The following is a 24,468-nucleotide window of genomic DNA, read 5'->3' as shown; positions in this document are numbered from 1 at the left end:
CTACGCCCGCGAGCCGCCCGACTCCCACGCCTCGCGCCTGAGAAACGCGAGCCGGCCGGACTTGCCGGGCAGCTCGACCTGCGGTCCGAGGTCGAACCCGAAGAGACGAGCACGCGTGACGGCACGCTCGTTGTCGACGTCAGGCTCGATCACGATGCGGTCCACGGCCGCCTGCGAGAACAGGAACCGGGCGATCGCGTGTCCGACGCGCGTGGTGAACCCGGCGGCAGGCGCCCCGCGGTCGCCGAGAAGGAAGTGGATGCCGACATCCCCGGGTTCCGCGGCATACACCTCGCCGAGCGGGTCGTTCTCGGGCTCGTACGTCTGCAGCAGCACGATCGGGAGGCCGTCGCGCCGGATCAGGAAGGCGTGGTGGGTCGAGAGGCCGTCGACGTACGTGTAGAGGTCGCTCAGCTCCTGGGGCGTGAGCTCGCCGAGCCCCCAGAAGCGGGCGGTCGGTGCCGTGACCCAGCGATGGATGACCTCGAGATCGGCGACGGGGTCGAGCACGGCGATCTCGACGCGGCCGAGCACCGGGTCGTCGGCCGTGTGCACGATGTCTCCGGCGGGTCCGCTCACGAGGCGGTGTGTGGTGAGGGTGGTCATGCGGCTCCTGTCGGGGCATCGGGTCGGAGGCGCGACCAGTCGGTCACGACCCGCGCGGGTCGGACCTCTGCCCAGGCGGACAGCTGATCCGCGAAGTGGGGCGAGGCGGGGTCGCCGGCGGCGCCGAACGGCACGCTCCACAGGCTGTTCTCGCGGTCGGCCAGATCCCACGCCCATCGTGCGACCGAGCCTCGCCACGACCGGTCGGTGACGCCGGGGGTCGAGCCCGTGCACCGCACGGTGTCGCCGTCGCCCGACAACGGCACGTCGAGGCCCGCTCCCGGATCGACCGTGCCGCGCACGTCGGCGAGCACGTGCACCGGAAGCAGCCGATGCGTCGCGCCCCACTCGGCCGCGTCGGTGGCGTCATCGAGCGCCGCAGCCGCCAGGGGCTCGACGTCGTCGCGCAGTGCAGGGTGTGCGAGCAGCCTCGTCAATGCCGCGGCGACCTGGCCGGTGACGGCGAGCCACGGGTCGAACACCGCGCCGTAGCCGTGCGGCAGGTGCAATGCCACCAGCGCGGGGTGGGCGGCGACGCGCCGCACGAGAGCGGCTCGCCACGCCGCGAACATGCCGCCCGAGACGGATGCTGCGCCCATCCGTCCGTCCCACTCCCGCAGCGCATCGCGCACCGCTGCGGCACGTGGCGGGAGTGGCCCCCGCGGCAGGAACCGCAGCAGCGCGATCGCCGACCCGCTCGCCGTGTCGCTCCAGACGGGCCCGAAGTCGTCGACGGACTCCGGCCTGAGCTCTTCGAGCAGGACCCGGATGCGGTCTGCGCGGTGGGACGACGAGTACGCCCACCCGAGGTCGATCGCCGGGCGGCCGGGGCGTTCGTTCGCATCCACCGCCACATCGGTCACCTCGAGTGGGCGCGTGCCCGCTCGATCCGCCACCGCCGTCGCCGACTCCGCACGCAACGGCAGCCGACGCTCGGGGCGCGGACGATCCGGCGTCACGCCCACCGTCGCGGCGAGCACCGTGCCGTCGTGGTCGGCCGCGAGCACGCGGTTCACCGGATCGACCCATCGTCCGAATGCGGCCACGACATCCCCGGCCGACCGCGCTCGCAGCAGGCCGAGCAGTGCGCCGGCGCCGAGGTCGGCGTTCGTCCGCGCGGGCATGCGCACGCTCCACCCGACGAGCTCGTCTCCGTCCGCACGGAGCTCGGTCACGACCGTGCCCCGCTCCGTCTCGATCGCCTCGACCTCGACCGGATCGCCGCCGCGCACCCGGATCACCGAGCGCTCGACGTCGACGTCGCGCCAGCCGTCCGGGCCGAGCGCCTGGAAGCCGCCCCGAACGCGGCGCAGTCGCTCGCGGAACAGGTCCACGCCGTGCGCCATCGCGTTCGTCACGCCCCACGCGGCGTGACCGGTGTGCCCGAAGTGCGGGGCCCCGGGCACGCCGGGGAACGCGAGGCCGACGACATCGAACTCGTCGCACGCGAGCCGCACCTGCTGGTACACGCCGGGCAGCTCGAAGATGCGGTGCGGGTCGCCGGCGAGCAGCGGCAGCCCGCTCGCCGTCCTCGAGCCGTGCAGCGCCCACGCGTTGCTCCCCGACGCGGGCAGGGTCTCGTCGCCGCCGTCGCCGTACCCCGCGAAGACGTCGACCCACGCGTCGCCGAGCGTCGCGGCCACGTGCTCGCGCCACAGCATCACGGGGAACGTCGAGAACAGCGCGTGCGCGACGTGCAGGACGCCGAGCGGGTCGTGGTCTTCCCAGGGTTCCGGGGGTCGCGCGTCGCCGAAGAGCGCGTCGAGCGCCGCGAACTCGGTCGCCCCGGCTCCGATCGCCGACATCCCGCGCCGGACCCCCGCCGCATAGCGGGTGATGAACGCGCGGGTCTCGGCATCCGTCCCCTCCAGCGCTCGGCGCGCGGTGTCGTCGAGCCGAGCGCGTCTCGCGAAGGCGTCCCACGCCACGCCGGCCGCGCCGATCAGCTCCGACAGCCGCCCCGCCGCACGCAGCCGGTCGACCTCGATCTGCCAGCCACGGTCGCGCGCCGTCACCTCTCCCTGCGCCTCGGCGAGATCCCCCGCATCCGCGGCGCGGATGTGGGGGATGCCGAGGTCGTCGCGATAGACGTCCGCCATGGCGTCAGACTCCCACAGGCTCCCGCAGCGCGCCCGAGCCCACACGCGAACGCGCGACCGGGTTCGACAGCGTCCCCGCGTACATCAGCGACGCGGACTGGTTCGCGAGGTCCACCATCTGCAGCGTGTTGCGCAGCTGCAGGCGGTTGAGGCACGAGTGCGCGAACGTGTCGGCGCGCAGATCCACCCGCGAGTCGATCCACGGATGCTCTGCCTCGTGCTCGTCGATGATCTCGGCGGCGATCCGCCAGAACGCGCTCTCGGGCAGCGTGCCGTCGGTGTGGAGGATGCCGGCGAGGTGACGCAGCACGCCGTCGAACACGTCGGTGAAGATCGCGAGCGCCTTCTCTTCGTCGTCGACCGGCGAGACGATGCGGCGCACGTCCTCCGGCACGGTCCGGTCGGCGAGCAGGGCCACCTCTTCGCCGATGTCCTTCATGAACACGCCGGTGGGAACGTGGTCCTCGAGGATGAGGATGAGGTTCTCGCCGTGCGGCATGAACGCGAGGTCGTGCGCAAGCAGGCAGTGCACGAGCGGACGCAGGTAAGCCCTCAGGTAGGCGCGCACCCATGTCGTCGCCTCGATGCCCGACTCCCGCACCAGCGCCGTCGCGTACGAGTGCCCCCGCGCGTCGCGATGCAGCAGCGACGCCATGGTCGCGAGCCGCTCGCCCGGCGCGATCAGCGGCACGGGGCTCTCGCGCCAGAGGGCGGCGAGCATCTTGCGGTGCGCGGACGGCGCGGGCGTGCGGTGGTACGCGTCGCCGGTGTAGCCGATCGAGGCGCGCTCGCGCAGCACGCGGAAGCCCGAGTCGCGGAGCGTGGCGTCGTGGGCCACGAGGTCGGCGACCCAGTCGTTGATGGCGGGCGTCGCGCGCATGTAGGCGGGCGATAGCCCGCGCAGGAACCCCATGTTCTGCACCGCCAGCGCCGTCTTGACGTAGTGGCGCTCGGGGTGCGTCGCGTTGAACATCGTGCGCACCGACTGCTGCGCGCGGTAGTCGTCGTCGCTCTCGCCGATCAGCACGAGATCGCGGCGCGCGATGTCGGGCGCGAACGTGATCGCGATGCGGTTCTCCCACTGCCACGGGTGCACCGGCAGCAGGTGGTAGTCGGCGGAGGTCTCACCGAGCTCGGTCAGCCGATCCGCGAAGCGCGCGTGCTCGGCGGGCGAGAGCTCGCCGGAGAGGAGGGATGCCTCGTCCAGGCCGGCGCCGAGCGCCAGATGCGATGTCGAACGCCGCGCGGCGAGCCACACCATGCGGAACGGCCGACCGGCTTCGGGGGAGTAGGCGGCGTGCGCCGAGACGCCGAAGCCGATGCGGCCGTTGTTCGCGACGAACCCGGGGTGCCCCTCGGTCATCGCGGACTCGATCGTCTGGAAGTCGGCCCCGAGCAGGTCGTCGGCCGACGGCCCGCCGTGCGCGACCTTGAACGCCGCGCTCGCCAGCGTGGACGCGATCTCTTCGAGGTAGATCGGCAGCAGTGCGTCGGACACGCCGAGCACCGGCTGCAGCTCGAGGATGAACGCCTGCGCGTCGAGGTCGGCGGGCTCGCCGGCCACGAGCCGGTGCAGGCTCGCCTCGTCGAGGACCCAGTGCTCGAGCTCGGCGCGGACCGCCACGAACCGGTACTCGACGTCGGCGCCCGGCACGACGACCCGCCAGCCATTCGGGGTCGCCTCGGGTGCGAGCAGTCGCTCGTGGCTGAATTCGGCGATCGCCTTGGCGACGAGGTGCCGCTGGGCGCCGGCGAGGTGAGCGGGGGAGAGGTGGGCGGCGGGGGCGGTCATGCGGGGATCCCTGTTCGTGCGAGCGCGGGTGCCGCGACGGCGGCGAGTTCGGAGCGGGCGTAGTCGTCGCGCGTGCAGACGGAGAGCACCGCGGTCTTGGTGTGGTCGCCGTCGTCGATCGAGACGTCGCGCAGCTCGGTGAAGCCGGCGCGGAGGTTCTTGCGCCGGATGCGGTCGTTGCGGGCGTCGGGCTCGACGACGACGCGCTGCGCGCCGAGTCCGTCGAAGCACCACCTCATGACCGTGGCGAAGACCGCATCGGTGAGGCCGTGGCGGGGCTCGCCTTCGGGCGGAGAGATGAGCACGTGCATGCCGAGATCGCCGGGGAGCGGATCATGGATGCCGCGCAGCAGCACTTGCGCCGGGTCGTACGTCTCGGCGAAGAAGGTCGGGACGCCGTCGACCAGGCCGAGCCAGGCCTGCTGATGCGGGTCCGCAGCAATGCCCCCGAGGTAGGCGCGCACGGCGCCGACGTCGAGGTCGCCCATGCCCCAGAACGCGGCGTGCGGATCGGTGAGCCACTGCTGCAGCACGGGGGCGTCGCGCTGCGGGTCGGCGGGGACGATCGAGGTCGCGAGCGTCATCGGGCGGCCCCGACCGTCGCGGGCACGTCGGCCGGTACGCCGAAGTCCTGGAAGGCGATGCGCCGCTCGATCGGGTACACCTCGCGGCCGATGATCGACGAGAGGATCGACGAGTTGCGCCACGCGCCGAAGCCGAGGTCGGGCGCGGTGAGCCCGTGCGTGTGCTCCTCGCCGTTCTGCACGAACACCCGGCCGCGGCCGCCGTCGACGCTGTAGTCGCGCGCCACCGCGAGACGGCCGAGCATGTCGTGGTCGAGGCGGTCGGCGATCGGCTCCAGGAAGGGTGGCGTCTGCGCGGCGTAGCCGGTGGCGAGCACGAGCGACGCGGTCTCGCGTTCGTGTTCGCGATCCACCTGCGCGTGGCGCAGCTGCAGGCGGTACCGCGAGCCGTCCCATTCGGCGGATGTCACCTCGGTGTCGGTGAGCAGCGTGGTCGGCACCGGGCCGTCGGCGCTCAACCGGTAGAGGGTGTCGTAGATGTCGTCGATCAGGTCGGCGGAGATGCCCTTGTACAGACTCCGCTGTTCGCGCCCCAGGTGCTGCCGGATGCCGATCGGCAGGGCGTGGAAGTGATCGGTGTACTCCGGCGACGTCATCTCGAGCGTGAGCTTGGTGTACTCCATCGGGAAGAACCGGGGCGACCGGGTGATCCAGTCGAGCCGGTAGCCGCCGTCTCGCGTGCCCTCGAGCAGATCGCGGTAGATCTCGGCCGCGGACTGGCCGCTGCCGACCACCGTGATGGAGCCCGACGCGCGCAGCGCGTCGCGCTGATCCAGATACTCCGAGCTGTGGATCACGGGGCCCTCGAGCCCGCGGAGGGCCGCGGGGATGACGGGCTGCGTCCCGACTCCGAGCACGACGTGCCGCGCGCGCAGCTCGCTCTCCTCGCCGGTGTCGGTGCGCATGGCGCGCACGACGTACACATCGTCGGCGAGGTCGTGCTCGACCGCGATCACTTCCTGGTTCCAGCGCAGATTCGGCAGCTGAGCAGCGGCCCACCGGCAGTACGCGTCGTACTCGGTGCGCAGCGCGGAGAAGCTCTCGCGGATGTAGAAGGGGTAGAGGCGTCCGGTCTGCTTGAGCCAGTTCACGAACGAGAACGGCGACGTCGGGTCGGCCATCGTGACGAGGTCGGCGAGGAACGGCACCTGGATGGTGGCGCCCTCGATCATCATCCCGTGATGCCAGCGGAACCCGTCGGCGCGATCGAGGAACACCGCGTCCAGCCCGGTGGGTTCCGCCAGGCACGCCAGCCCGAGGTTGAACGGGCCGATCCCGACGCCGACGATGTCGTGCACTTGCGCGCTCATGCGGACGCCTCCGCACCCGCGAGGGCCTCGTCGAACTCGGGCGCGATGCCGGCGAGGGTGGTGGCGGCATCCTTCACCATCGCGAGGATCTGACGGATGTCGTCGAGCGTGGTCTCGGGATTGAGCAGCGTCAGCTTGAGGCACGGTCGACCGTCGATCACGGTCTTCGCGACGAGCGCCCTGCCCGACTCGAACAGCACGCGCCGGACGCCCGCCACGAGGGCATCCCGCGCCAGGTCGTCGACGCCCTCGGGGCGCACGCGGAACAACACGGTGCTGAGCTGCGTCCGGCCGACGAGCTCGAGCTGCGGATCCGCCGCGATCTCATCGCCGACTGCGGCCGCGAGGTCGATGACGGTGTCGAACATCTCGCCGATGCGGTCAGCACCGAGCGCGCGGAGCGTGACCCAGAGCTTGAGCGCATCGAACCGGCGCGTGGTCTGCAGCGACACGTCGACCTGGTTCGGCTCGTCGTTCTCGAGCGGGTTGAGATAGTCCGCGTGCCAGGCGCCCGCCGCGAGATCGCGGGGCTCCCGCACCAGCATCGCGCTCGACGACACCGGCTGGAAGAAGCTCTTGTGGAAGTCCACCGTCACCGACCGCGCGCGCTCCACCCCCGCGAGCAGGTGCCGCCGGCGCGGCGACACGAGCAGCCCGCAGCCGTACGCCGCGTCCACGTGCAGCCACACGGCGTGCTCCTGGCAGACGTCCGCGATCGCGGCGAGCGGGTCGATCACCCCGCGGTCGGTCGTACCGGCGGTCGCCACGACAGCCATCGGAAGGCGACCGGATGCTGCGGCCTGGCGCAGCGCGAGTGCCAGGGCCGCGGCATCCATTCGTCCCTCCCCGTCGCCGGGGACCTCGATGACCGCGTCGTCGGCGAGCCCGAGGAGGAGTGCGGACTTGCCGACGCTGAAGTGGCTCGATGCCGTCGCGAAGACCACGAGCCGGGAGAGCGCGCGCGGGCGCGGCAGGGCAGTGGCGGCCAGCGCCGCCTCACGGGCGAGCAGCAGCGCGTGGAGGTTGGACTGCGTCCCGCCCGAGGTGAAGACACCGCCGCCGTGGGTGAAGCCGACGCGGTCCGCGGCCCACCGGATCAGTCGCCGCTCCATGAGCGTTCCGACAGCGGACTGGTCGTACGTGTCGACCGACGTGTTGACCGCCGCGAGCACGGTCTCGGCAGCGACCGCGGGCAGTGCGACCGGGCAGTTGAGGTGGGCGGCGTACGCGGGGTGGTGGAACCACACGGCGTGCTCGAGGAACAGCTGATCGATCTCACGCACGGCCTGCGAAGATCCCACGCCGTCGCCGTCGAGGGCCACGTCGTCGACGAGCCTCTGCAGATCGGTGCGGGAGGCGCCCGAGAAGGGCTGCGTCGTCGTCTCGAACCGGTCGGCGACCTGCGCCGAGGTCTGTGCGATGAGGTCGCGGTAAGCGTCGGCGGTGGGGCGTGTGAGCAGATCGAGCACGGGGGAGAGCTCCTTTGTTAGGGTTGCCTAGCCTAACTAAGTCGATCTGGGAGCGTGTGTCAATGTGCCGGCGTAACACGCCTCCCGGGCTCGTCAGTCGGCCCAGGCCTCCTCGATGGCGATGTCGCGTCCGAGCACCCGCGACGCCGCGCGGTGGCCGGAGAGCATCGCCGCGGGCACGGTCGCCGGGTCGTCGGTCCACGTCGCCTCGCCGGCGAGGTGGAGCACGCCGCCGATCGGCGTCGAGAGGTCGTCGTGGTCGGCCGTCGTCGACCCGACCGTCATGTAGGCATAGGACCCGTGCGACCACGGGTCGTCCTGCCAGTCCGTGACGTGCACGTACCTCGGCGTCTCGACGCGGTCGCCGTACAGGCGCCGCAGCTGCACGAGGATCGACTCGACGATCTCGTCCTCGGTCCAGTCCCACGTCTCGACCGCCGCCGGGCCGGCCGCGAAGGTCAGCAGCGTCGGCGTGCCGTCGAGCGCGGTGAGGTCGTACCAGGAGTGCCACCAGCGACTCTCGGGGCCCTGCTGGCGGATCGCGTAGACGCCGTCGTCCCAGAACTTCACCGGGAACCGCAGGAACACCTTCTCGAACGCATTCATGGCGAGCCTGCTCAGCGCGCCCGCGACGGGTTCGGGCAACGGCGGCTCGATCACGAAGTCGTCCGACTGCAGCACACCGACCGGCACGGTGACGATCGCGGTGTCGGCGGCGAACAGCCCGTGGTCGGTCGTGACCAGCACGCCCTCCGCAGACCACTGCACGTCGGAGACGACATGGATGAGACGGATGTCGAGTCCCTCGGCGAGCCGCCGCGGCAGGCGGTCGTACCCGTCGGGGAACACGACCTCGTCGCCGTCGATGGAGTCGTCGTCGAGCCCGTGCGCGGCGAGATCCTCGATCCACGCGCCGTACTGCTCCTCCGAACGGTGCTCGAGGTACTCGCGCACGCGCTGCGTGCGCTCCGCGTCCCACCCCTGGGCGGCGAGCGCGGCGTCGGTCACATCACGGTACGACGCGTCGGGGGCGGAGGCGGCGACCACCTCTCGCAGCGTGGCGTCGACGGCGTGGATGTCGTCGATGTACGCCCGGGTGGCGGCATCCGTCAATCGCTTCCCATCGGGTCCGTAGTACGCGATCGGCCGGCTGTCGGGCTGGTAGCCGCCGACGGTGAACTCGACGGTGCGCATGCCGAAAGCCGCCGCCGCGGCGGCGACGGGGGAATCGGTGATGCCGTGGATCCACGAGGCGCCCATGTCGGTCACCGTGCCCGGGAAGTGACGGTCGGTCGAGACGCGGCCGCCCACGCGGTCGCGGGCCTCGAGCACGACGACACGGCGGCCGGCCCTTCTCAAGAGGCGTGCGGCGGTGAGACCTGCCACCCCCGCGCCCACCACGATCGTGTCGAAATGATCCATCTGCGATCCTCCTCGGCCGGCGCATCACCGCGCCCCTCGACGCTAGCGGCATCCGGCAGATCGCAGATCCGCGGGCGCCGCGGTGTCAGAGCTTGTAGCCGATGGCGCGCAGCAGATCCCGCCGATCCGCGACGTCCTGCTCGGTCTCGACGCCGACCGGCGGCTCACCGTCGATGACACCCGCGACGCCGCGTCCGGCGTCGGTCACGGCGACGAGGATCTGCACCGGGTTGGCGGTGGCGCAGAAGATGGAGCAGACCTCGGGCACGGCTTTCACCTGGTTGAGGACATTCACCGGGAAACCATCGCGCAGCATGATCACGAACGCGTGGCCCGCGCCGATCGCCAGCGCGGCATCGACGGCGAGCGCGACGAGATCGTCGTCGTTGCCCGTGCGGCGCACGAGCCGCGCACCGGATGCCTCGCAGAACGCGACTCCGAACCGCAGCGTTCCGCCGACCCCGGCGAGTGCCTCGTGCAGGTCCTCGACGGTCTTGATGAAATGCGACTGGCCCACGATGACGTTCACGTCGTCCGGCTTGACCAGCGGGACTACCTCGATGTCGACGGTCATGGCAACCTCCTCCGACAGCGCCAGCCTAGACTCCCGGCCTTCTCGCCGCGCGGGGGTCTGCGCGCCCTATACCGGCCGGGTGGTGAGCAGCAGCCGGCAGTGGTGCGCCGTCACGAAGGGCTCGAGGCGCTCGAGCTCCAGCGGCCCCTCGGTGTGCAGCAGCACGTCCTGCACCAGGCGCGCGTGCACGCCGCACACCAGGGCGCGGTCCTCGTCGATCATGTCGTGGTACCGGCACGGCGCGAGGTCGAACGACAGCGTCTTCTCGTCCACGGCCGGATCGAGCCCGGCGTCGTCGAGGTGCTCGTACAGCACGTCGAGCTGCCGCGCGGCGTCGGCGTGAAGCTCCGGAGCCTCGCTGCGGGTCACGGCACGCAGCATCCGCCCCCTCGCCTCGGCGCCCTCGACGCGCGCGCTCGCCGCGTCGCTCGACGCCGACTCGCGCACGGGGTGGAACACCACCGGAGGGCGCCCTCGGACGCCGACCTGGATCGTCTCGCTGCGGATGAGCCCCTCGTCCTCCAGCACGCGCAGATGGTCGCGGACGGTGTTCAGCGGGATGCCGGACTCCGAGGCGAGCTCGCCGGCGCGGCGTCCGGGCACGCGCTGAATCGCCTGCAGCAGCTGCAGGCGGCGGGGCTGGGTGAGTCCGCGGAAGTCGTGCGCGCGGCGGGGCATGGCTCCAGGGTAGGAGGGCCGTCCCCGCCCGCGTCGAGAGGTGGGCCGGATAAAACCGGTGGAACGCCCGCCGCGTGAGGCAAGGACGGAGGAGAGTCGAGGCCGTCGCGTCCGGTCCGAGAAAGGAACCCCATTGCAGCTCTCACCGGAGTCCGAAGCCATCGTCCGCGCCACCGCGGGTGTCGTCGCCGAGCATGCCGAGGAGATCACGAAGGTCTTCTACCCGGCGATGTTCGCCGCCCACCCCGAGCTCCTCCGCGTCTTCAACCGCGCGAACCAGGCCGTGGGAGAGCAGCCGAAGGCGCTCGCCGCGTCGGTCGTCGCGTTCGCCGTGCAGCTCATCGACCCGGACGCGCCCGACTTCACCCCCGTGATGCGCCGGATCGCCCACAAGCACGTCTCGCTCGGCATCCAGGCGCGCTCGTATCTCGTCGTCGGACACCACCTCCTGGCGGCCGTGGGGACGGTGCTCGGCGACGCCGTGACCCCCGAGGTGAAGTCCGCGTGGGACGAGGTCTACTGGCTGTTCGCGACGTCGCTGATCGCCGAGGAGGCGAAGCTCTACGCCGAGGGCGGCACCGACCCCGAGCAGCCGTGGCGCTCGTACCGGGTGGTCGAGCGGTTCGAGGAGTCCGACGACGTCTTCTCGCTCCTGCTCGCGCCGGTCGCGGGCGAAGTGCCCTCGCACCACACCGGGCAGTACGTCGCGATCGCGGTCGACCTGCCCGACGGCTCGCGCCAGCCGCGCCAGTACACGATCTCGTCAGGCCCGCGCGGCGACTCGCTCCGCGTGACGATCAAGCGCGTGCGCGGCGTCGGCGACACCCCCGACGGCCAGGTGTCGACGTGGCTGTACGAGAACGCGACGCCGGGAACGGTGCTCGACGTGTCGCAGCCGGCCGGCGACGTGGTGCTCGACGATTCCGAGCAGCCCCTCGTGCTGGTGTCGGCCGGCATCGGCATCACGCCCGTCGCCGCGATCCTCGAAGACCTCTCCCGTCGCCAGCCCCAGCGCACCGTGCGCCTCTTCCACGCCGACCGCGCGCACGACACTCATGCGCTGTACTCCTCGCTGCGCCGGCAGGTGCTCGCGATGGACGACGCGAAGGCGCAGAACTGGTACGAGACGGATGCTGCGACCGCCCCCACGCTCCACCCCGCGCGTGAGGGGTTCATGGACCTCGCCGACGTCGAACTGCCCGACGGAGCGACGGTGTTCATGTGCGGGCCGCTGCCGTTCATGCGCACCTCCCGCGCGACGCTGATGGCCCGCGGCATCCCGAGCGAGCGCATCCACTACGAGGTCTTCGGCCCCGACCTCTGGGCGCAGAACCCCGAGGGCGCGGCCGCCTGAGCTGGGGGACGACGGCCGGTACCCGCGCGGGTGCCGGCCGTTTGCCGTTGGCGCGCGCACAGGATCGGAGGTCTCGCCCGACACGCCGGGGACGGATGCTGCCAGCCGGCGTGTCGCGAAGGACCTCCGATTCTGTGCCCGTCGCCGCGGCGGCCTACCGCGCGCCGGACCTCGGTGGGACCATGAACCATGGCGACGGGGGCCGACGGGGACGGGGCCGACGGGGGCGAGGCCGAGAGCGACGCCGCGCTCGCGCGCCGGCTGCAGATCCTCGCGACCGAGCACTGGGGGCTGCTGGCCGCACGCAGCACCGCGCAGAGCGAGGTGCTCACGCGCATCACGATCTACCTCACGCTCGTCTCGGCGGGCCTCGTCACGATCGGCCTGCTGGGGCAGGCGACGCGGTTCGGGTCGTGGTTCCCCGCGGCGGCGCTCGGCATCCTCGGGTTCCTGTCGGTCGTCGGCCTGCTCACGCTCATGCGCGTTATGACGGTCGCCGAAGAGGACCTCATGTACGGGGTCGCGATGAACCGCATCCGCGGCGCCTACGCCGACGTCGATCCCACCGCCGCCCGCTATTTCCTCGCCTCACCCAGCGACGACCAACTCGGGTCCATGGTGACCTACTCGTTCCTTCGCTACCGCGGCGGGCTGGAACAGGTGCTCGGCTCGTCGATGATCCTCAGCATCCTCGTCAACGGGTCGGTCGGGGGCATGTTCGTCGGCGGTCTCTGCGCGGCTCTCGGCACGCCGGTGATCGCGGCGGTCGTCGTCGGCGTCGTGGTCGGTCTCGCCATCGTCGTGACTGCCGTCTTGTACGGCGGGGTCCGCTACCGGACGGTATGGACGACGTACAGGCCGCTCCGCCCGAGCGCGGGCCCGCCTCCGCACTGGGCGCAACGCTGATCTCCGCACCGCGGCAGGCGATGAAGGACAGCCGCGTCGTGTCGCGGATGTATCAGACGGGGGCCCAGACGCTCTGTCGTGTCGTTGAACCCGACATCGAGGAGCTGTCATGCGCATCACCTACCGCATCCTGTCATTCGCCATCTGCGCGCTCGTCGCGCTGCAGGCGGCGTCGCACGCCTGGGCCTCAGCCGGGCTCGGCCTGTACATCGCCGAGGGCGGCGTCGTCGACGCGTCCGCGCAGGAGGGCCCGCCGCCGTTCCCCGAGGTGATGGGCTTCATGATCCACGGCATGAACGGCATGTTCGTCATCCCGGCGCTCGCGCTGATCCTGCTGATCGTGTCGTTCTTCGCGAAGATCCGGCGGGGCGTCGCGTTCGCCGCCGTCGTGCTCGGGCTCGTCATCCTCCAGGTGACGCTCGGCCTGTTCGGTCACGGCATCCCGCTTCTCGGGTTCTTCCACGGCGTGAACGCGCTGCTGCTGTTCACGGCGGCGCTCCTGGCCGGACTCAACGCCTCGAAGCGCCGCGTCTCGGCACAGGCCGACGCGGTCGCCACGCCCGCTGCCGCCAGTGCTTCCGCCTAGGACCGCCTCAGCGAAGAGCCGGTGGGCGTGGTTCGCCCGCCGGCTCGGCGCTGTGCTGGGCCTGGTCGCGGTCGGGCTCGTCGGCTGGATGTGGTGGGCGAGCGTGCTCCCCGGCTCGTACTCGGCGCTCGACATGGGCGTGCCGGATTTCGGGGGCGGCGCCGGCTCCGAAGCCCACGCCGCGGCGCACGCCCATGCGAGCGCCGCCGGCGGCACAGCGGCCGCGCCCGCAACCGGTGAGACGTCCGTGCCCGACCTGATCGCCGACCCCGATCGGCCCGCCGACGTTCACGTCGAACTGACCGCGCGGGCCGAACGCGTGAGCCTCGACGGCGGAGAGCCGTTCGACGGCTTCACCCTCAACGGCAGCACGCCGGGCCCGACCATCCGGGCGACGGAGGGCCAGCTCGTCGAGGTGGTGCTGCGCAACGAGGACGTGCCCGCCGGCGTCACCGCGCACTGGCACGGGGTCGACGTCCCCAACGCGATGGACGGCGTCGCCGGCGTCACGCAGGACGCCGTCATGCCAGGGCAGAGCTTCACCTACCGCTTCGTCGCCGAGCAGGTCGGCACGTTCTGGTACCACGCGCATCAGGTGTCGCACCCGCAGGTGGTCGGCGGCCTGTTCGGCGCGCTGATCCTCGAACCGGCTCCGGAGACGGATGCCGCAACCGCCGCCGTGACCACTGCCGGCGTCGACCTGGTCGCGGCGATCCACACCTACCCGGGCGGGCAGCGCACGATCGGCGGCGCGCTCGGAGACTCCCACCACGTCGCCGCTCCGGGCGACATCGTCCGTGTGCGGCTCGTGAACACCGACTCCACGCCCACCTCGGCGTGGGTGACCGGGTCGTCGTTCCGGGTGCTGGCGGTCGATGGGCACGACCTGGTCGGTCCCACGCCTGTCGACGATCACAGCGTGCAGATCACCGCAGGCGGCCGTGCCGACCTCGAGCTGCGCGTTCCCGACAGCGGCGCCGCCCGCGTGCAGGTGCCGGCGGCCTCGGTCACCATCGGCCCCGACGGCGTCGAGGCCGACGAGACGTCGGCGCCGAGGGAGCATCTCGACCTGCTGTCCTACGGCGAACCGGCAGACGTCGACTTCGACCCCGAAGCGCCGGATCGCCGCTTCACCTACGACATCGGCCGCCTCCCCGGCTTTCTCGACGGTCGCCCCGGCTACTGGTGGACGATCAACGGCGGCATGGGGGCCGCGGTGCCGATGTACATGGTCGACGAGGGCGATGTCGTCGTCATGACGATCTCCAACAGCAGCGGCGAGGGGCATCCGATGCACCTGCACGGCCACCACCTCCTCGTCCTCTCACGTGACGGCGTACCGTCGTCGGGGAGCCCGTGGTGGGTGGACTCCCTCGATGTCGCACACGGCGAGTCGTTCGAGGTCGCCTTCGTCGCCGACAACCCCGGCGTCTGGATGGACCACTGCCACAATCTCCCTCACGCCTCGGAGGGGCTCATGACCCACGTCGCGTATCACGGCGTCACGACGCCGTTCCGCCTCGGGCGCGACACCGGCAACGACCCGGAGTGAACGCCCGGCCCCGCCCCTCGCGTGAGAGTGTGGGCGCATGACCTCGCTCGACCCGCTCCCCGCGAACGGCCCGGCGCTCGTCATCCGGCAGGAGGAGCGAGCGGATGCTGCGACCGACCTCGAGCGTTCCGTCGAGCTTCTGCGAGCCGTCGCCGACGGCACGATCGCGCAGCACCGGGTGGTGCGGGTCTACGCGCCGGTGCCGACCGTCGCGATGAGCCGCCGCGAGAGCCGGCTGCCAGGATTCGAGGTCGCGCGGACCGCCGCGATCGAGCGCGGCTTCGCCCCGGCCATCCGCCCGACCGGCGGTCGCGCCGTCGCGTACGACGAGAGCTGCATCGTTTTCGACGTGGTCGCGCGCGAGGCCGAAGGAGCGATAGATCAGGCGCGGTTCTTCCGCGAGATCGGCGACGCGCTCACCGCCGCCCTGCGCGGACTCGGCGTAGACGCCCGCGTCGGCGATGTGCCGGGCGAGTACTGCCCCGGCGAGTTCAGCATCAACGCTCGAGGAGCGGCCAAGCTCATCGGCACCTCCCAGCGCGCCGTGCGGGGCGCACGGCTGCTCAGCGGGATGCTGCCGCTGGGGGCGGTCGATCGGTTCACCGATGTGCTCCTCGCGGTGAACGCGGCCCTCGAGCTCGACTGGGACCCGGCGACCTTCGGCACCCTGGCCACCGAGGTCCCGCGTATGCCGAGGTCGACGGTCGAGGATGCCCTGATCACCGCGCTCGCCGGCGCCGCGTGAATCGCTGTTGCTCGCGGGTCCGGGGCGTTTCGACTCGCTCGTTCCTCGCTCGCTCAACGACCGGTGGAAAAGCCAGCCCGGAGACCCACGCCACCCTTCCTTGCTTCGTCTCGCCAAACCACCGCGTTGCTTCGACTCGCTCATTCCTCGCTCGCTCAGCGACCGGGTGCCATCACCACCGGTCGTTGAGCGGAGGGCGCTCTGGCGCCCGCAGTCGAAACGCCTCGAGCATCCGGGATCATCGGCCCCTGCTCACCCGGTGATCGAGCCGAGGGGCTGCGGGATGCCGCCGCCCGCGGGACGGAGGGTGCGGGCGTAGTCCTCCTTGAGCACGGCGAGGTGGAACCACGCCTCGACGCCCGAGACGCCGGGGATCTCGCGGATCCGCTCGAGGCTCGCGTACAGCGCGCCGGCGGACGGTTCGACGAGCGTCGTCACCACGTCGAAGCGGCCGAGGGTGCGCGCGGCGAAGTCCACGCCGCGCCACGTGCGCAGCGCATCGGTCACGCGGTCGTCTGTGCCCGCGAGGTTCAGGCCGACGCCCATCGACAGCTGCCGATGCACGAGCCCGCGCGCCTCGACGGCGCTGATCTTGATGACGCCGCCGTCGACGAGCCGCTGCACGCGTGTCGTCACCGCCGAGGGGGAGAGCCGCACGGCCTCGCCGAGCGCCCGATAGCTCTTGCGGCCGTCGCGCTGCAGCTGCTCGATCAGCGCGGTGTCGATGGCGTCGATGGTGACGTCGCCGTGGTACTCCGAGACGAAGAACCCCTTGACCACGTCGGTGTAGATCAGCGTGTTGATGTCGGCGACGCCGGGCAGCGCCCGGATCTGGGCGAGCAGGTCGTGCAGCGCCGGCATCGACCCGAGTCGCACCTCCGTCACGAGGTCGTACGCGCCGCCGACGGCGGAGACGAGCACCGTTTCGCTGAGTCCGCGCAGATGCTGCGCCACGGGCTCGACGCCGCCCTGCGTGCGAATCGATACGTGCGCCAGCACATGCTGCCCGAGGAAGACCGGGTCGACCGCGGCGACGACCCGCACGGTGCCGTCGGCGAGCATCGCGTTGAGCCGGGTCGAGACGGCAGCGCGGGACTGCCCGAGGCGACCGGCCAGCGTGTGGATGCTCGCGCGCCCGTCGACCTGCAGTTCGCGGATGAGTTCGGCGTCGAAATCCATCGCGATCGTCCAATTCGTCGATTTTCCGGGGAACGCACGTCGTCGCGTACAGAATCCGAGTCTAGAGCCCTCAACACAGGACGTGACAAATGGTTCTGCGCAGAAGTTCGAACAGAACGCCAGCAGAATCAAGCCATGGCTGGAGTTCTGCCCTTGCCAGCGGCATCCGTTCGTCCTTAGCCTTCATCGCATCCCCGATACATCCGCAAAGGAGCGGTCATGACTTCCACCACCAGCAGGGCGCGGCGCGCAGGCATCGCCGCGTTCGTGGGAACCACCATCGAGTGGTACGACTTCTACGTCTACGCGACGGCCGCCGCGCTCGTGTTCGGGCCTCTCTTCTTCCCGAGCGGCGACCCGCTCGCCGAGACCGCCGCCGCCTTCGCGACGTTCGCGGTGGCCTTCCTCGTGCGCCCGCTCGGCGGCATCATCTTCGGTCACATCGGCGACAAGCTCGGCCGCCGCGTGTCGCTGGTCATCACGCTCCTCCTGATGGGCGTCTCGACGGTGCTGGTCGGCTGCCTCCCCACCTACGAGGCGATCGGCATCGTGGCCCCGATCCTCCTCATCTTGCTGCGTGCACTGCAGGGCCTCGCGGTCGGCGGCGAGTGGGGCGGCGCCGTGCTCATGAGCGTCGAGCACGCTCCGGCCGGCAAGAAGACGTTCTACGGCGGCTTCACGCAGCTGGGCAACCCGGCCGGCGCGCTGCTGGCGTCGGGCATCTTCGCGATCATGTCGCGCTTCGGCGAGGACTTCATCATGAACGGCGGATGGCGCATCCCGTTCCTGCTCTCGATCGTGCTCGTTGCCGTCGGCTTCTGGGTGCGGTACCGCGTCGAGGAGTCGCCGGTGTTCGAGCAGAAGATCGAGGGGCGCAAGCAGACCATGCCGCTCGCGTTCGCACTGCGCGTCAACTGGAAGCCGATCCTGCTCGGCATCGGCCTGCTGCCCATCTCGACCGGCGGCTACTACCTGGCCACCACCTTCGCGACCTCGTACGCGACCGGCGAGCCGATCAGCATGAGCCCGCAGCTCATCCTCGACGCCATGACCATCGCCTCGTTCATCGAGTTCGTCGTGACGCTGCCCGTCGCCTGGCTCGGTGACAAGTGGGGCCGCAAGAACATCATGTACATCGGCCTGGTGACCTCGGTGCTGACGTTCGTGCCGTTCATGCTGGTGCTCCCCGGCAAGGTCGAGCCCGTCATCTTCCTGCTGGCCTCCCTCGTGCGCATCGCGATGAGCGCCACCTACGCGCCGATCGCCGCGATCCTCGCGCAGATGTTCCGCCCGCAGGCGCGCTACACGTCGATCGCCCTGTCGTACGGCGTCGGAGCGGCGATCTGGGCCGGCTTCTCGCCCTGGTTCGCGACCATGCTCATCGCGTGGACCGGCAGCGTCTGGTCGGTCATCTTCATGTTCATCGGAATGGCCCTGCTCGCCGGCCTCTGCACCTGGCTCGCGCCGCAGCACTCCGACGAGGCGCCCGTGACGGACTCGTTCACGCCGCGCACCGACACCACGGCTGCCCGCACCCTCTGAGCACGGCTCCGTCCGCACTCGAACTCGAACCGAGGACACCATGAGAAAGCTCGCCCCCTTCGACCGCCCCGGGCAGCAGGCCCCGCGCCTGGTGATCGCCGGCGCCATCCACACCGTCGACGCGCAGGGCAGCACCGCCACCGCGATGCTCACCGACCGCGGACGCATCGTCGCGATCGGCACGACAGAGCAGTGCCGGGATGCTGCGGCCGCCCTCCGCCTGGACCCCGAGGTCGTCGACCTCGGCGACGCCGTCGTCGTGCCGGGCTTCGTCGACGCGCACGCCCACCCGCTCATGTACGGCCAGCTCATGACCTGGGTGGACTGCGGACCCGAGAAGGCGGGCAGCATCCCCGAGATCGTGGCGCTGCTGAAGGCGGCGGCTGCCGAGCTTCCCGAGGGTCGCCCGGTGCGCGGCTACGGCTACGAGCATCGCAACCTCGCCGAGCAGCGGCATCCGTCCCGATTCGAGCTCGACGAGGTCGCGACCGATCGCGAGGTGTACCTCATGAACGCGTCGGGGCACGGCGGTGTCGTGAACTCGTACACGTTCGCGCTGAACGGCGTCGACCGCGATACCCCCAACCCCGAGGGCGGCGAGATCTTCCGCGACGCCGACGGCGAGCTCACCGGCGAGATCTCGGATGCCGCATGCAACATGCTCACCGGAGTGCACGGGGTGAAGATCGGCCACCACGGCCCGAACTTCCACCTCGCCGACGAGCCGGAGGAGCACCTTCGGCAGCTGGATGTCGCGACCCAGCGCTTCCTCGCCGGGGGAGTCACCACGATCGGCGACGCGCAGGTGTCGCGGCGCGAGTTCGACATGTACCTGCGGCTCGCCGAGGCCGGGCGCCTGGAGCTCAGGGTCTCGATGTACCTGCTGTCGCACCTGCTCGACGACGCGCTCGAGATGGGCCTCGTCGGCCAGTTCGGCAACGCGCACCTGAGCTTCGCCGGCATCAAGCTTTACGCCGACGGCACGCTCGGCGGGTGGACGGCGTACTTCCCCGACGGCTACGTCGGTGACCCGTGCCGCACCGGCCAGCTGTACCACGAGCCCGCCGAGTACACCGCGCTCATCCGCAAGGCGCATGCGGCCGGGCTGCAGACCGCGACCCACGCGCAGTCGCCGACGGCGATCGAGATGGTCGTCTCGGCGATCGAGGCGGCGCTGGCCGAGCACCCCGACGACGATGCCCGCCACCGCATCGAGCACTGCGGGCTGCCGACGCCGGAGCAGATCCGGCGCATGGCGGCAGCCGGCATCCGTCCCGTCAACCAGACTCAGCACTACTTCAACTGGGGCGAGGGCGTCGAGCAGGCGATCGGCACGCCGGGGGAGCGGTTCAACCCGCTCGGCGAGTTCGAGGCGGCGGGGGTGCCGTTCACGATCTCGTCCGACGCGCCGGTGGCCGAGCCCATCCCGCTCGAGGCGATCCAGACCGCCGTCACCCGCGTGACGCGCCGTGGCCACAAGCTCGGTCCCGACAGCCTCCGGGTGTCGGCGGATGCGGCGCTGCGCGCCCACACGTACGAGGGCGCGGTCTCGCTCGGCCGCGAAGACGACCTGGGCTCGCTCGAAGCCGGCAAGTACGCCGACTTCGCGGTGCTCGGAGCCGACCCGCTGACGGTCGACGCGACCGAGATCTCCGAGATCCCGGTGCTCGAGACCTGGGTCGGCGGAGAGCGCCGGTACGCGATGGCTCGTGTCGAGGCGCTGACGTGACCGCCGACGCCGCGGCGCGGTACGCCGACACGACTGGGCGCGCCGTGCTCGAGACCGTGCGCAACTACGGGGTGACCGCCGTGTTCGGCATCCCGGGCACCCACAATCTCGAGCTCTACCGCCCGCTCGAAGGCCTCGGCCTGCGCGCGGTGACCAATCGGCACGAGCAGGGCTCGGGCTACGGCGCCGACGGCTGGGCGCAGCAGACCGGGCTGCCCGGCGTCGTCATCACCACCTCGGGGCCGGGTCTGCAGAACGCGATGAGCGCGATCGGCACGGCGTTCTGCGAGTCGCGACCGCTGCTGGTGATCTCACCCGGCGTCGCGCTCGGGGCCGAGTTCCGCGACGTCGGCACCCTCCACGAGACGAAGGACGCGACCGCGATGGTCGGCGCGATCGCGGAGTGGTCGCGCCGCGTGACGAGCGCGACGGATGCCGTCGACGCGGTGCACGACGCGTTCGCGCTGTTCCGCACCGGGCGCCCCCGTCCGGTGCACATCGAGATCCCGCTGGACGTGCTCGAGGCGCCGGCCGACGTGCCGGCGGCCGCGCGCGAAGCTCGTCCCGCTCCGGCGCCGGTTCGCGGTGACGCGGGTGCGGTGCGTGATGCCGTGAAGCTGCTGACGGATGCTGCGCGCCCGGCGATCGTCGCCGGCGGCGGCGCCACGCGCGCCGGCCGGGCGATCACGGCGCTCGCCGAGCGGCTCGGCGCGCCGGTCGTCACGACCCTCAACGGCAAAGCCACCGTCGACGAGCACCACCCGCTGTCGCTGGGCTCGAACCTGCGGCTCGAGGCCGCGCGGCGGGTCGCCGAGGACGCGGACGTGCTCCTCGTGCTCGGCTCGAAGCTCGGCGAGGCGGAGCTGTGGGCCCCGCGGCTCGAGGCGCGCGGCGCGGTGATCCGTGTCGACATCTCGGCCGCGCAGCTGCACAAGAACCTCGACGCGTCCGTCGGCATCGTGGGGGACTGCACCGCCGTGGTGGAGGAGCTCCTCGCGGCGCTTCCCGACGCGCCTCGCGCTCCCCGTGACGTGACCGCCGAACGGGAGGCGATCGCCGCCGAGACCGCTGCGATCCTCCCGGAGACCGTCGCGCTCGCCGAGGCGATCGCCGCAGCCCTCCCGCGCGACGCGATCGTCGCCGGCGACTCGTCGCAGATCGTGTACATGGCGCTCGCCAACGTCCTGCGCCAGTCGTGCCCGCACTCGCTGCTCTACACGCCGACCTACGCGACGCTCGGCTACGGCCTTCCCGCCGCGATCGGCGCACGGGTCGCCCAGCCCGCCGAGGGCGGCCGGCCCGTCGTCGCCGTGGTCGGCGACGGCGCGCTGATGTTCTGCGTCAACGAGCTCGTGACCGCGGTCGAGCAGCGCCTCGACCTCACCGTCGTGTGCGTCGACAACGGCGGGTACGCCGAGATCAAGCAGAACGAGGTGGATCGCGGCATCCGTCCCGTCGGCGTGGATCTCGTCCAGCCCGACTGGGTCGCCCTCGCGAACGCCTTCGGCGCGACCGGCCGGCGCGCGTCGAGCCCCGATGACATCGCGCCCGCCATCACCCAGGCGATCGCCGCCGGCGGCGTACAGCTCGTCCACATCCCGCAGGACGCCGGGGCGCAGCATCCGTCGACCGAATCTTCCACCCCGAGAGGTGAGTCATGACCGAACACCACGAGCCCGTCGGACCCGTCGACGCGTCCGTCTACCCTCGCTACGCGGGGATCGCCACCTTCGCGCGCCTGCCGCGCATCGAGGAGGTGCCGCGCGCCGACCTCGCGATCGTCGGAATCCCGTTCGACACCGGCGTCAGCTACCGTCCCGGCGCGCGGTTCGGCCCTTCGCATGTGCGCGAGTCGTCGCGGCTGCTGCGCCCGTACAACCCCGCGCAGGACGTGTCGCCGTTCGCGGCCGCGCAGGTCGTCGACGCCGGCGACATCCCGGCGAACCCGTTCGACATCGGCGAGGCCGTCGCCGACATCGAGACCGCGGCCACGGCGCTCGGCGAGCGCGTCGACCGCATCGTCACCGTGGGCGGCGACCACACGATCGCCCTCCCGCTGCTGCGCGCCGTGAACAAGAAGCACGGGCCCGTCGCGGTGCTGCATTTCGACGCGCACCTCGACACGTGGGACACCTACTTCGGCGCCCCCATCACGCACGGCACCCCGTTCCGCCGCGCGAGCGAAGAGGGTCTCATCGACCTCACCGCGAGCTGCCACGTCGGCACGCGCGGACCGCTCTACTCGAAGCAGGATCTCGACGACGACGAGCGCCTCGGCTTCTCCATCGTGTCGAGCGTCGACATCGAGGAGCGCGGCATCGAGGCGGCGATCGAGCGCGTGCGCGCCCGCGTGGGCGACAAGCCGCTGTACATCTCGATCGACATCGATGTGCTCGACCCCGCCCACGCACCCGGCACCGGAACCCCCGAGGCCGGCGGCATGACGAGCAGGGAGCTGCTCCGGATGCTGCGCGCCCTGAGCGACCTGAACGTCGTGGGCGCTGACGTGGTCGAGGTGTCGCCCGCGTACGACCACGCACAGCTCACCGGCATCGCGGCGAGCCACGTCCTCTACGAGCTCGTCACGCTCATGGCAGCCCAGATCGAGGCCGCGCGCAGCTGAGTCCTAGCGTGCACCCTGTCCGGTGACAAGCCCCTCCACAGGGCGTTCTGCCCGCCGCAGGCTGGAAGGACCCCAGAAGGAGGACGGTCATGAGCGACCACGCAGACCACATGGACACCCCGGAGCAGAACGCCGGCGCCCAGGAGCCGGTCGCGGCCACGCGCCGCGAGCAGCGCGAGCGCGAGGCGGCGAACCCCGGCGCCGGCACCCGGGCCGACGCCCCGCAGAACGTCGTGCCGGATGCCGGCGCGCCCGTTTCACACGACGCGGTGGAGCACGACGCACCCGTCGAGCACAGCGCGACGACCGACCACGACGTGATCCGCCAGTGGGCGGAGGACCGCCACGCGACCCCGGCGACCGTCGAAGGCACCGAGCACGACGGCCGCGTCGGCGAACTCCGCCTCGACTTCGACTTCGGCAACGACCTCGAAGCCCTCAAGGAGGTCTCATGGGACGACTGGTTCCGCGCGTTCGACGAGCGCGGGCTGGAGTTCGTGTTCCAGGAGAGCACGCGCCCCGACGGGTCGGCCTCGAACGACTTCACCCTCGAGCCCGCGGGTCAGGCGCGCACCTGACGCCTCGTTGCCGGGCTGCGCCCGCGGGTGCGTGAGACTGGACGCATGGGTTTCACGCGCGCCGAACTGCAGACGTACCGCGGGCGCAGCATCCCGGATCTCATGCCCACGCACCCGAAGCTGGTGTTCGTGGGCATCAACCCCGGCCTCTGGACGGCCGCCACCGGCGTGCCGTTCGCGTATCCGGGCAATCGCTTCTATCCGGCCCTCGTCGCGGCGGGCATCATCGAACGGATGCCGCGCATCGATGACGACGGCATGGCCGAGGAAGACCGCCGAATGCTGCTCGACGCGGGCATCGGCATCTCGAGCATCGTGCGCCGCGCCACCGCGCGGGCGGACGAGCTCTCGCGGACGGAGCTGAGCGAGGGTGCGGAGCGGCTGGCCCGCGATGTCGCCGGGTGGAAGCCGGCGGTGGTCGCGATCCTCGGGCTCACCGCCTACCGGCAGGGCTTCGCGCGGCCGCGGTCGGTGGCGGGGCGGCAACCGGACGATCTCGGCGGTGCCGCGCTGTGGGTGGTGCCCAATCCGAGCGGCCTCAACGCCCACATGACGGTGGCGACGCTCGCCGAGGCGTATGCGGAGCCCGCCCGAGCCGCCGGCGTGATCTCGTGACCCGCACTCGTCGGCTCGTCGCCGCGCTGCTTCTCGCCGCCACGATCGCTGCCGGGCTGCTCGTGCACGGCGTGCTGCCCGATACGCCGGCGACCGACATCGCCGGCGACGCGCTCTACGCGGTCGCGGCGTACCTGGCGGTGGTGCTCATCGCGCCGCGCCTTCCCGCCCTCGCCACGGGCGCGATCGCCGCCGCCTGGTGCGTGGCGGTCGAGCTGTTCCAGCTCACGGGACTCCCGCTCGCCTGGGGCGCGCAGTTCGCCCCCGTGATGCTGGTGCTGGGAACGGTGTTCGACGCTCGCGACCTCCTGGTCTACGTCGCGACGATCGTTCTCGCGACCGCCGTCGATGCCGGGATCCGCAGAGTCCGGCGTGCGGTCGAGGCTCCCGGCAGCTGACCCCGCCTCAACAGGTCAACCGGGCCTCTACAGGACCGATTGCCGCGCGCTTCTCCTGTAGAACCCCGGTTGACCTGTGGGAGAAGGGCGGAAGCCGGGGCTCACCCTCCGTCGCGCGGGCCGGGGC

At 71.5% G+C, this 24,468-nt stretch carries 22 protein-coding genes; 12 read left to right on the top strand and 10 right to left on the bottom strand.

Annotation, left to right across the window (positions count from 1 at the left end; translation table 11 throughout):
• The 9 genes from AC3A46_RS05290 to AC3A46_RS05250 all read right to left on the bottom strand — a co-directional run bounded on the left by AC3A46_RS05290 (position 1) and on the right by AC3A46_RS05250 (position 10,534).
• The gene (locus tag AC3A46_RS05290) at positions 1 to 606 is read right to left on the bottom strand and encodes a GNAT family N-acetyltransferase (protein ID WP_487664150.1); all 606 of its coding nucleotides are present in this window, start codon (positions 604 to 606) and stop codon (positions 1 to 3) included.
• On the bottom strand, positions 603 to 2,705 hold the full coding sequence (locus AC3A46_RS05285) for a penicillin acylase family protein (RefSeq protein WP_487664149.1): 2,103 nt from the start codon (positions 2,703 to 2,705) through the stop codon (positions 603 to 605). The genes AC3A46_RS05290 and AC3A46_RS05285 overlap by 4 nt, the downstream gene beginning before the upstream one ends.
• Before the next feature lie 4 nt (positions 2,706 to 2,709).
• The gene (locus AC3A46_RS05280; RefSeq protein WP_487664148.1) at positions 2,710 to 4,497 is read right to left on the bottom strand and encodes an IucA/IucC family protein; all 1,788 of its coding nucleotides are present in this window, start codon (positions 4,495 to 4,497) and stop codon (positions 2,710 to 2,712) included.
• Positions 4,494 to 5,081 (bottom strand): GNAT family N-acetyltransferase, encoded by a 588-nt coding sequence (locus AC3A46_RS05275; protein WP_487664147.1) that lies wholly within the window; start codon positions 5,079 to 5,081, stop codon positions 4,494 to 4,496. Before AC3A46_RS05275 ends, AC3A46_RS05280 begins: the two co-directional genes overlap by 4 nt.
• Positions 5,078 to 6,391 (bottom strand): lysine N(6)-hydroxylase/L-ornithine N(5)-oxygenase family protein, encoded by a 1,314-nt coding sequence (locus AC3A46_RS05270; protein ID WP_487664146.1) that lies wholly within the window; start codon positions 6,389 to 6,391, stop codon positions 5,078 to 5,080. The genes AC3A46_RS05275 and AC3A46_RS05270 overlap by 4 nt, the downstream gene beginning before the upstream one ends.
• Positions 6,388 to 7,860 (bottom strand): pyridoxal phosphate-dependent decarboxylase family protein, encoded by a 1,473-nt coding sequence (locus tag AC3A46_RS05265; RefSeq protein ID WP_487664145.1) that lies wholly within the window; start codon positions 7,858 to 7,860, stop codon positions 6,388 to 6,390. Before AC3A46_RS05265 ends, AC3A46_RS05270 begins: the two co-directional genes overlap by 4 nt.
• A gap of 93 nt (positions 7,861 to 7,953) precedes the next feature.
• Positions 7,954 to 9,282, bottom strand: coding sequence for a flavin monoamine oxidase family protein (locus AC3A46_RS05260; protein ID WP_487664144.1), 1,329 nt, complete (start codon positions 9,280 to 9,282; stop codon positions 7,954 to 7,956).
• A gap of 85 nt (positions 9,283 to 9,367) precedes the next feature.
• Entirely contained in the window at positions 9,368 to 9,856 is a 489-nt protein-coding gene (locus tag AC3A46_RS05255; RefSeq protein WP_487664143.1) for an adenosine-specific kinase, read from the bottom strand.
• A gap of 66 nt (positions 9,857 to 9,922) precedes the next feature.
• A complete protein-coding gene (locus AC3A46_RS05250; RefSeq protein ID WP_487664142.1) occupies positions 9,923 to 10,534 on the bottom strand; it encodes a helix-turn-helix domain-containing protein in 612 nt (203 codons plus the stop codon).
• A gap of 133 nt (positions 10,535 to 10,667) precedes the next feature.
• Here AC3A46_RS05250 and AC3A46_RS05245 point away from each other — a divergent pair, with 133 nt between their 5' ends.
• The 5 genes from AC3A46_RS05245 to AC3A46_RS05225 all read left to right on the top strand — a co-directional run bounded on the left by AC3A46_RS05245 (position 10,668) and on the right by AC3A46_RS05225 (position 15,677).
• Positions 10,668 to 11,888, top strand: coding sequence for a globin domain-containing protein (locus AC3A46_RS05245; RefSeq protein ID WP_487664141.1), 1,221 nt, complete (start codon positions 10,668 to 10,670; stop codon positions 11,886 to 11,888).
• 189 nt (positions 11,889 to 12,077) lie between these two features.
• Complete coding sequence (locus AC3A46_RS05240; protein WP_487664140.1) at positions 12,078 to 12,794, top strand: hypothetical protein; 717 nt, start codon at positions 12,078 to 12,080, stop codon at positions 12,792 to 12,794.
• A 109-nt stretch (positions 12,795 to 12,903) separates the two neighbouring features.
• Positions 12,904 to 13,380 carry a hypothetical protein gene (locus tag AC3A46_RS05235; protein WP_056367035.1) on the top strand — a complete coding sequence of 159 codons (477 nt, stop codon included), beginning with the start codon at positions 12,904 to 12,906 and terminating at the stop codon, positions 13,378 to 13,380.
• A gap of 52 nt (positions 13,381 to 13,432) precedes the next feature.
• Entirely contained in the window at positions 13,433 to 14,932 is a 1,500-nt protein-coding gene (locus AC3A46_RS05230; protein WP_487664139.1) for a multicopper oxidase family protein, read from the top strand.
• A gap of 37 nt (positions 14,933 to 14,969) precedes the next feature.
• Positions 14,970 to 15,677, top strand: a complete 708-nt coding sequence (locus tag AC3A46_RS05225) for a lipoate--protein ligase family protein (RefSeq protein ID WP_487664138.1) — start codon at positions 14,970 to 14,972, stop codon at positions 15,675 to 15,677.
• Positions 15,678 to 15,929: 252 nt separating this feature from the next.
• Here AC3A46_RS05225 and AC3A46_RS05220 read toward each other — a convergent pair whose 3' ends face one another.
• Entirely contained in the window at positions 15,930 to 16,856 is a 927-nt protein-coding gene (locus tag AC3A46_RS05220; RefSeq protein ID WP_487664137.1) for an Lrp/AsnC family transcriptional regulator, read from the bottom strand.
• A 219-nt stretch (positions 16,857 to 17,075) separates the two neighbouring features.
• On the opposite strand from AC3A46_RS05220, the gene AC3A46_RS05215 reads away from it, so the two are divergent.
• The 7 genes from AC3A46_RS05215 (at position 17,076) to AC3A46_RS05185 (ending at position 24,341) form a co-directional block, all read left to right on the top strand.
• A complete protein-coding gene (locus AC3A46_RS05215) occupies positions 17,076 to 18,398 on the top strand; it encodes an MFS transporter (RefSeq protein WP_487664136.1) in 1,323 nt (440 codons plus the stop codon).
• Positions 18,399 to 18,438: 40 nt separating this feature from the next.
• Positions 18,439 to 20,127, top strand: coding sequence for an amidohydrolase (locus tag AC3A46_RS05210; RefSeq protein WP_487664135.1), 1,689 nt, complete (start codon positions 18,439 to 18,441; stop codon positions 20,125 to 20,127).
• On the top strand, positions 20,124 to 21,788 hold the full coding sequence (locus AC3A46_RS05205; RefSeq protein ID WP_487664134.1) for a thiamine pyrophosphate-binding protein: 1,665 nt from the start codon (positions 20,124 to 20,126) through the stop codon (positions 21,786 to 21,788). The genes AC3A46_RS05210 and AC3A46_RS05205 overlap by 4 nt, the downstream gene beginning before the upstream one ends.
• On the top strand, positions 21,785 to 22,750 hold the full coding sequence (gene speB, locus AC3A46_RS05200) for an agmatinase (protein ID WP_487664133.1): 966 nt from the start codon (positions 21,785 to 21,787) through the stop codon (positions 22,748 to 22,750). The genes AC3A46_RS05205 and speB overlap by 4 nt, the downstream gene beginning before the upstream one ends.
• An 89-nt stretch (positions 22,751 to 22,839) precedes the next feature.
• Positions 22,840 to 23,328 carry a hypothetical protein gene (locus AC3A46_RS05195; protein WP_487664132.1) on the top strand — a complete coding sequence of 163 codons (489 nt, stop codon included), beginning with the start codon at positions 22,840 to 22,842 and terminating at the stop codon, positions 23,326 to 23,328.
• 45 nt (positions 23,329 to 23,373) lie between these two features.
• A complete protein-coding gene (locus tag AC3A46_RS05190; protein ID WP_487664131.1) occupies positions 23,374 to 23,943 on the top strand; it encodes a mismatch-specific DNA-glycosylase in 570 nt (189 codons plus the stop codon).
• The gene (locus AC3A46_RS05185) at positions 23,940 to 24,341 is read left to right on the top strand and encodes a DUF2809 domain-containing protein (protein WP_487664130.1); all 402 of its coding nucleotides are present in this window, start codon (positions 23,940 to 23,942) and stop codon (positions 24,339 to 24,341) included. The genes AC3A46_RS05190 and AC3A46_RS05185 overlap by 4 nt, the downstream gene beginning before the upstream one ends.
• Positions 24,342 to 24,468: the final 127 nt, after the last annotated feature.

The sequence above is a fragment of the Microbacterium sp. Soil_C_42 genome (assembly GCF_057656735.1).
This window is presented reverse-complemented; position numbering and strand designations above follow the sequence as displayed.

Excerpts from the sequence above, each read along its gene's own strand:
- AC3A46_RS05220 (WP_487664137.1), bottom strand. The coding sequence starts at position 16,856 with ATGGATTTCGACGCCGAACTCATCCGCGAACTGCAGGTCGACGGGCGC.
- AC3A46_RS05225 (WP_487664138.1), top strand. The coding sequence starts at position 14,970 with ATGACCTCGCTCGACCCGCTCCCCGCGAACGGCCCGGCGCTCGTCATC.
- AC3A46_RS05190 (WP_487664131.1), top strand. The coding sequence starts at position 23,374 with ATGGGTTTCACGCGCGCCGAACTGCAGACGTACCGCGGGCGCAGCATC.
- AC3A46_RS05255 (WP_487664143.1), bottom strand. The coding sequence starts at position 9,856 with ATGACCGTCGACATCGAGGTAGTCCCGCTGGTCAAGCCGGACGACGTG.
- AC3A46_RS05285 (WP_487664149.1), bottom strand. The coding sequence starts at position 2,705 with ATGGCGGACGTCTATCGCGACGACCTCGGCATCCCCCACATCCGCGCC.
- AC3A46_RS05280 (WP_487664148.1), bottom strand. The coding sequence starts at position 4,497 with ATGACCGCCCCCGCCGCCCACCTCTCCCCCGCTCACCTCGCCGGCGCC.
- AC3A46_RS05250 (WP_487664142.1), bottom strand. The coding sequence starts at position 10,534 with ATGCCCCGCCGCGCGCACGACTTCCGCGGACTCACCCAGCCCCGCCGC.
- AC3A46_RS05215 (WP_487664136.1), top strand. The coding sequence starts at position 17,076 with ATGACTTCCACCACCAGCAGGGCGCGGCGCGCAGGCATCGCCGCGTTC.
- AC3A46_RS05210 (WP_487664135.1), top strand. The coding sequence starts at position 18,439 with ATGAGAAAGCTCGCCCCCTTCGACCGCCCCGGGCAGCAGGCCCCGCGC.
- AC3A46_RS05260 (WP_487664144.1), bottom strand. The coding sequence starts at position 9,282 with ATGGATCATTTCGACACGATCGTGGTGGGCGCGGGGGTGGCAGGTCTC.
- AC3A46_RS05275 (WP_487664147.1), bottom strand. The coding sequence starts at position 5,081 with ATGACGCTCGCGACCTCGATCGTCCCCGCCGACCCGCAGCGCGACGCC.
- AC3A46_RS05270 (WP_487664146.1), bottom strand. The coding sequence starts at position 6,391 with ATGAGCGCGCAAGTGCACGACATCGTCGGCGTCGGGATCGGCCCGTTC.
- AC3A46_RS05235 (WP_056367035.1), top strand. The coding sequence starts at position 12,904 with ATGCGCATCACCTACCGCATCCTGTCATTCGCCATCTGCGCGCTCGTC.
- AC3A46_RS05195 (WP_487664132.1), top strand. The coding sequence starts at position 22,840 with ATGAGCGACCACGCAGACCACATGGACACCCCGGAGCAGAACGCCGGC.
- AC3A46_RS05290 (WP_487664150.1), bottom strand. The coding sequence starts at position 606 with ATGACCACCCTCACCACACACCGCCTCGTGAGCGGACCCGCCGGAGAC.
- speB (WP_487664133.1), top strand. The coding sequence starts at position 21,785 with ATGACCGAACACCACGAGCCCGTCGGACCCGTCGACGCGTCCGTCTAC.
- AC3A46_RS05240 (WP_487664140.1), top strand. The coding sequence starts at position 12,078 with ATGGCGACGGGGGCCGACGGGGACGGGGCCGACGGGGGCGAGGCCGAG.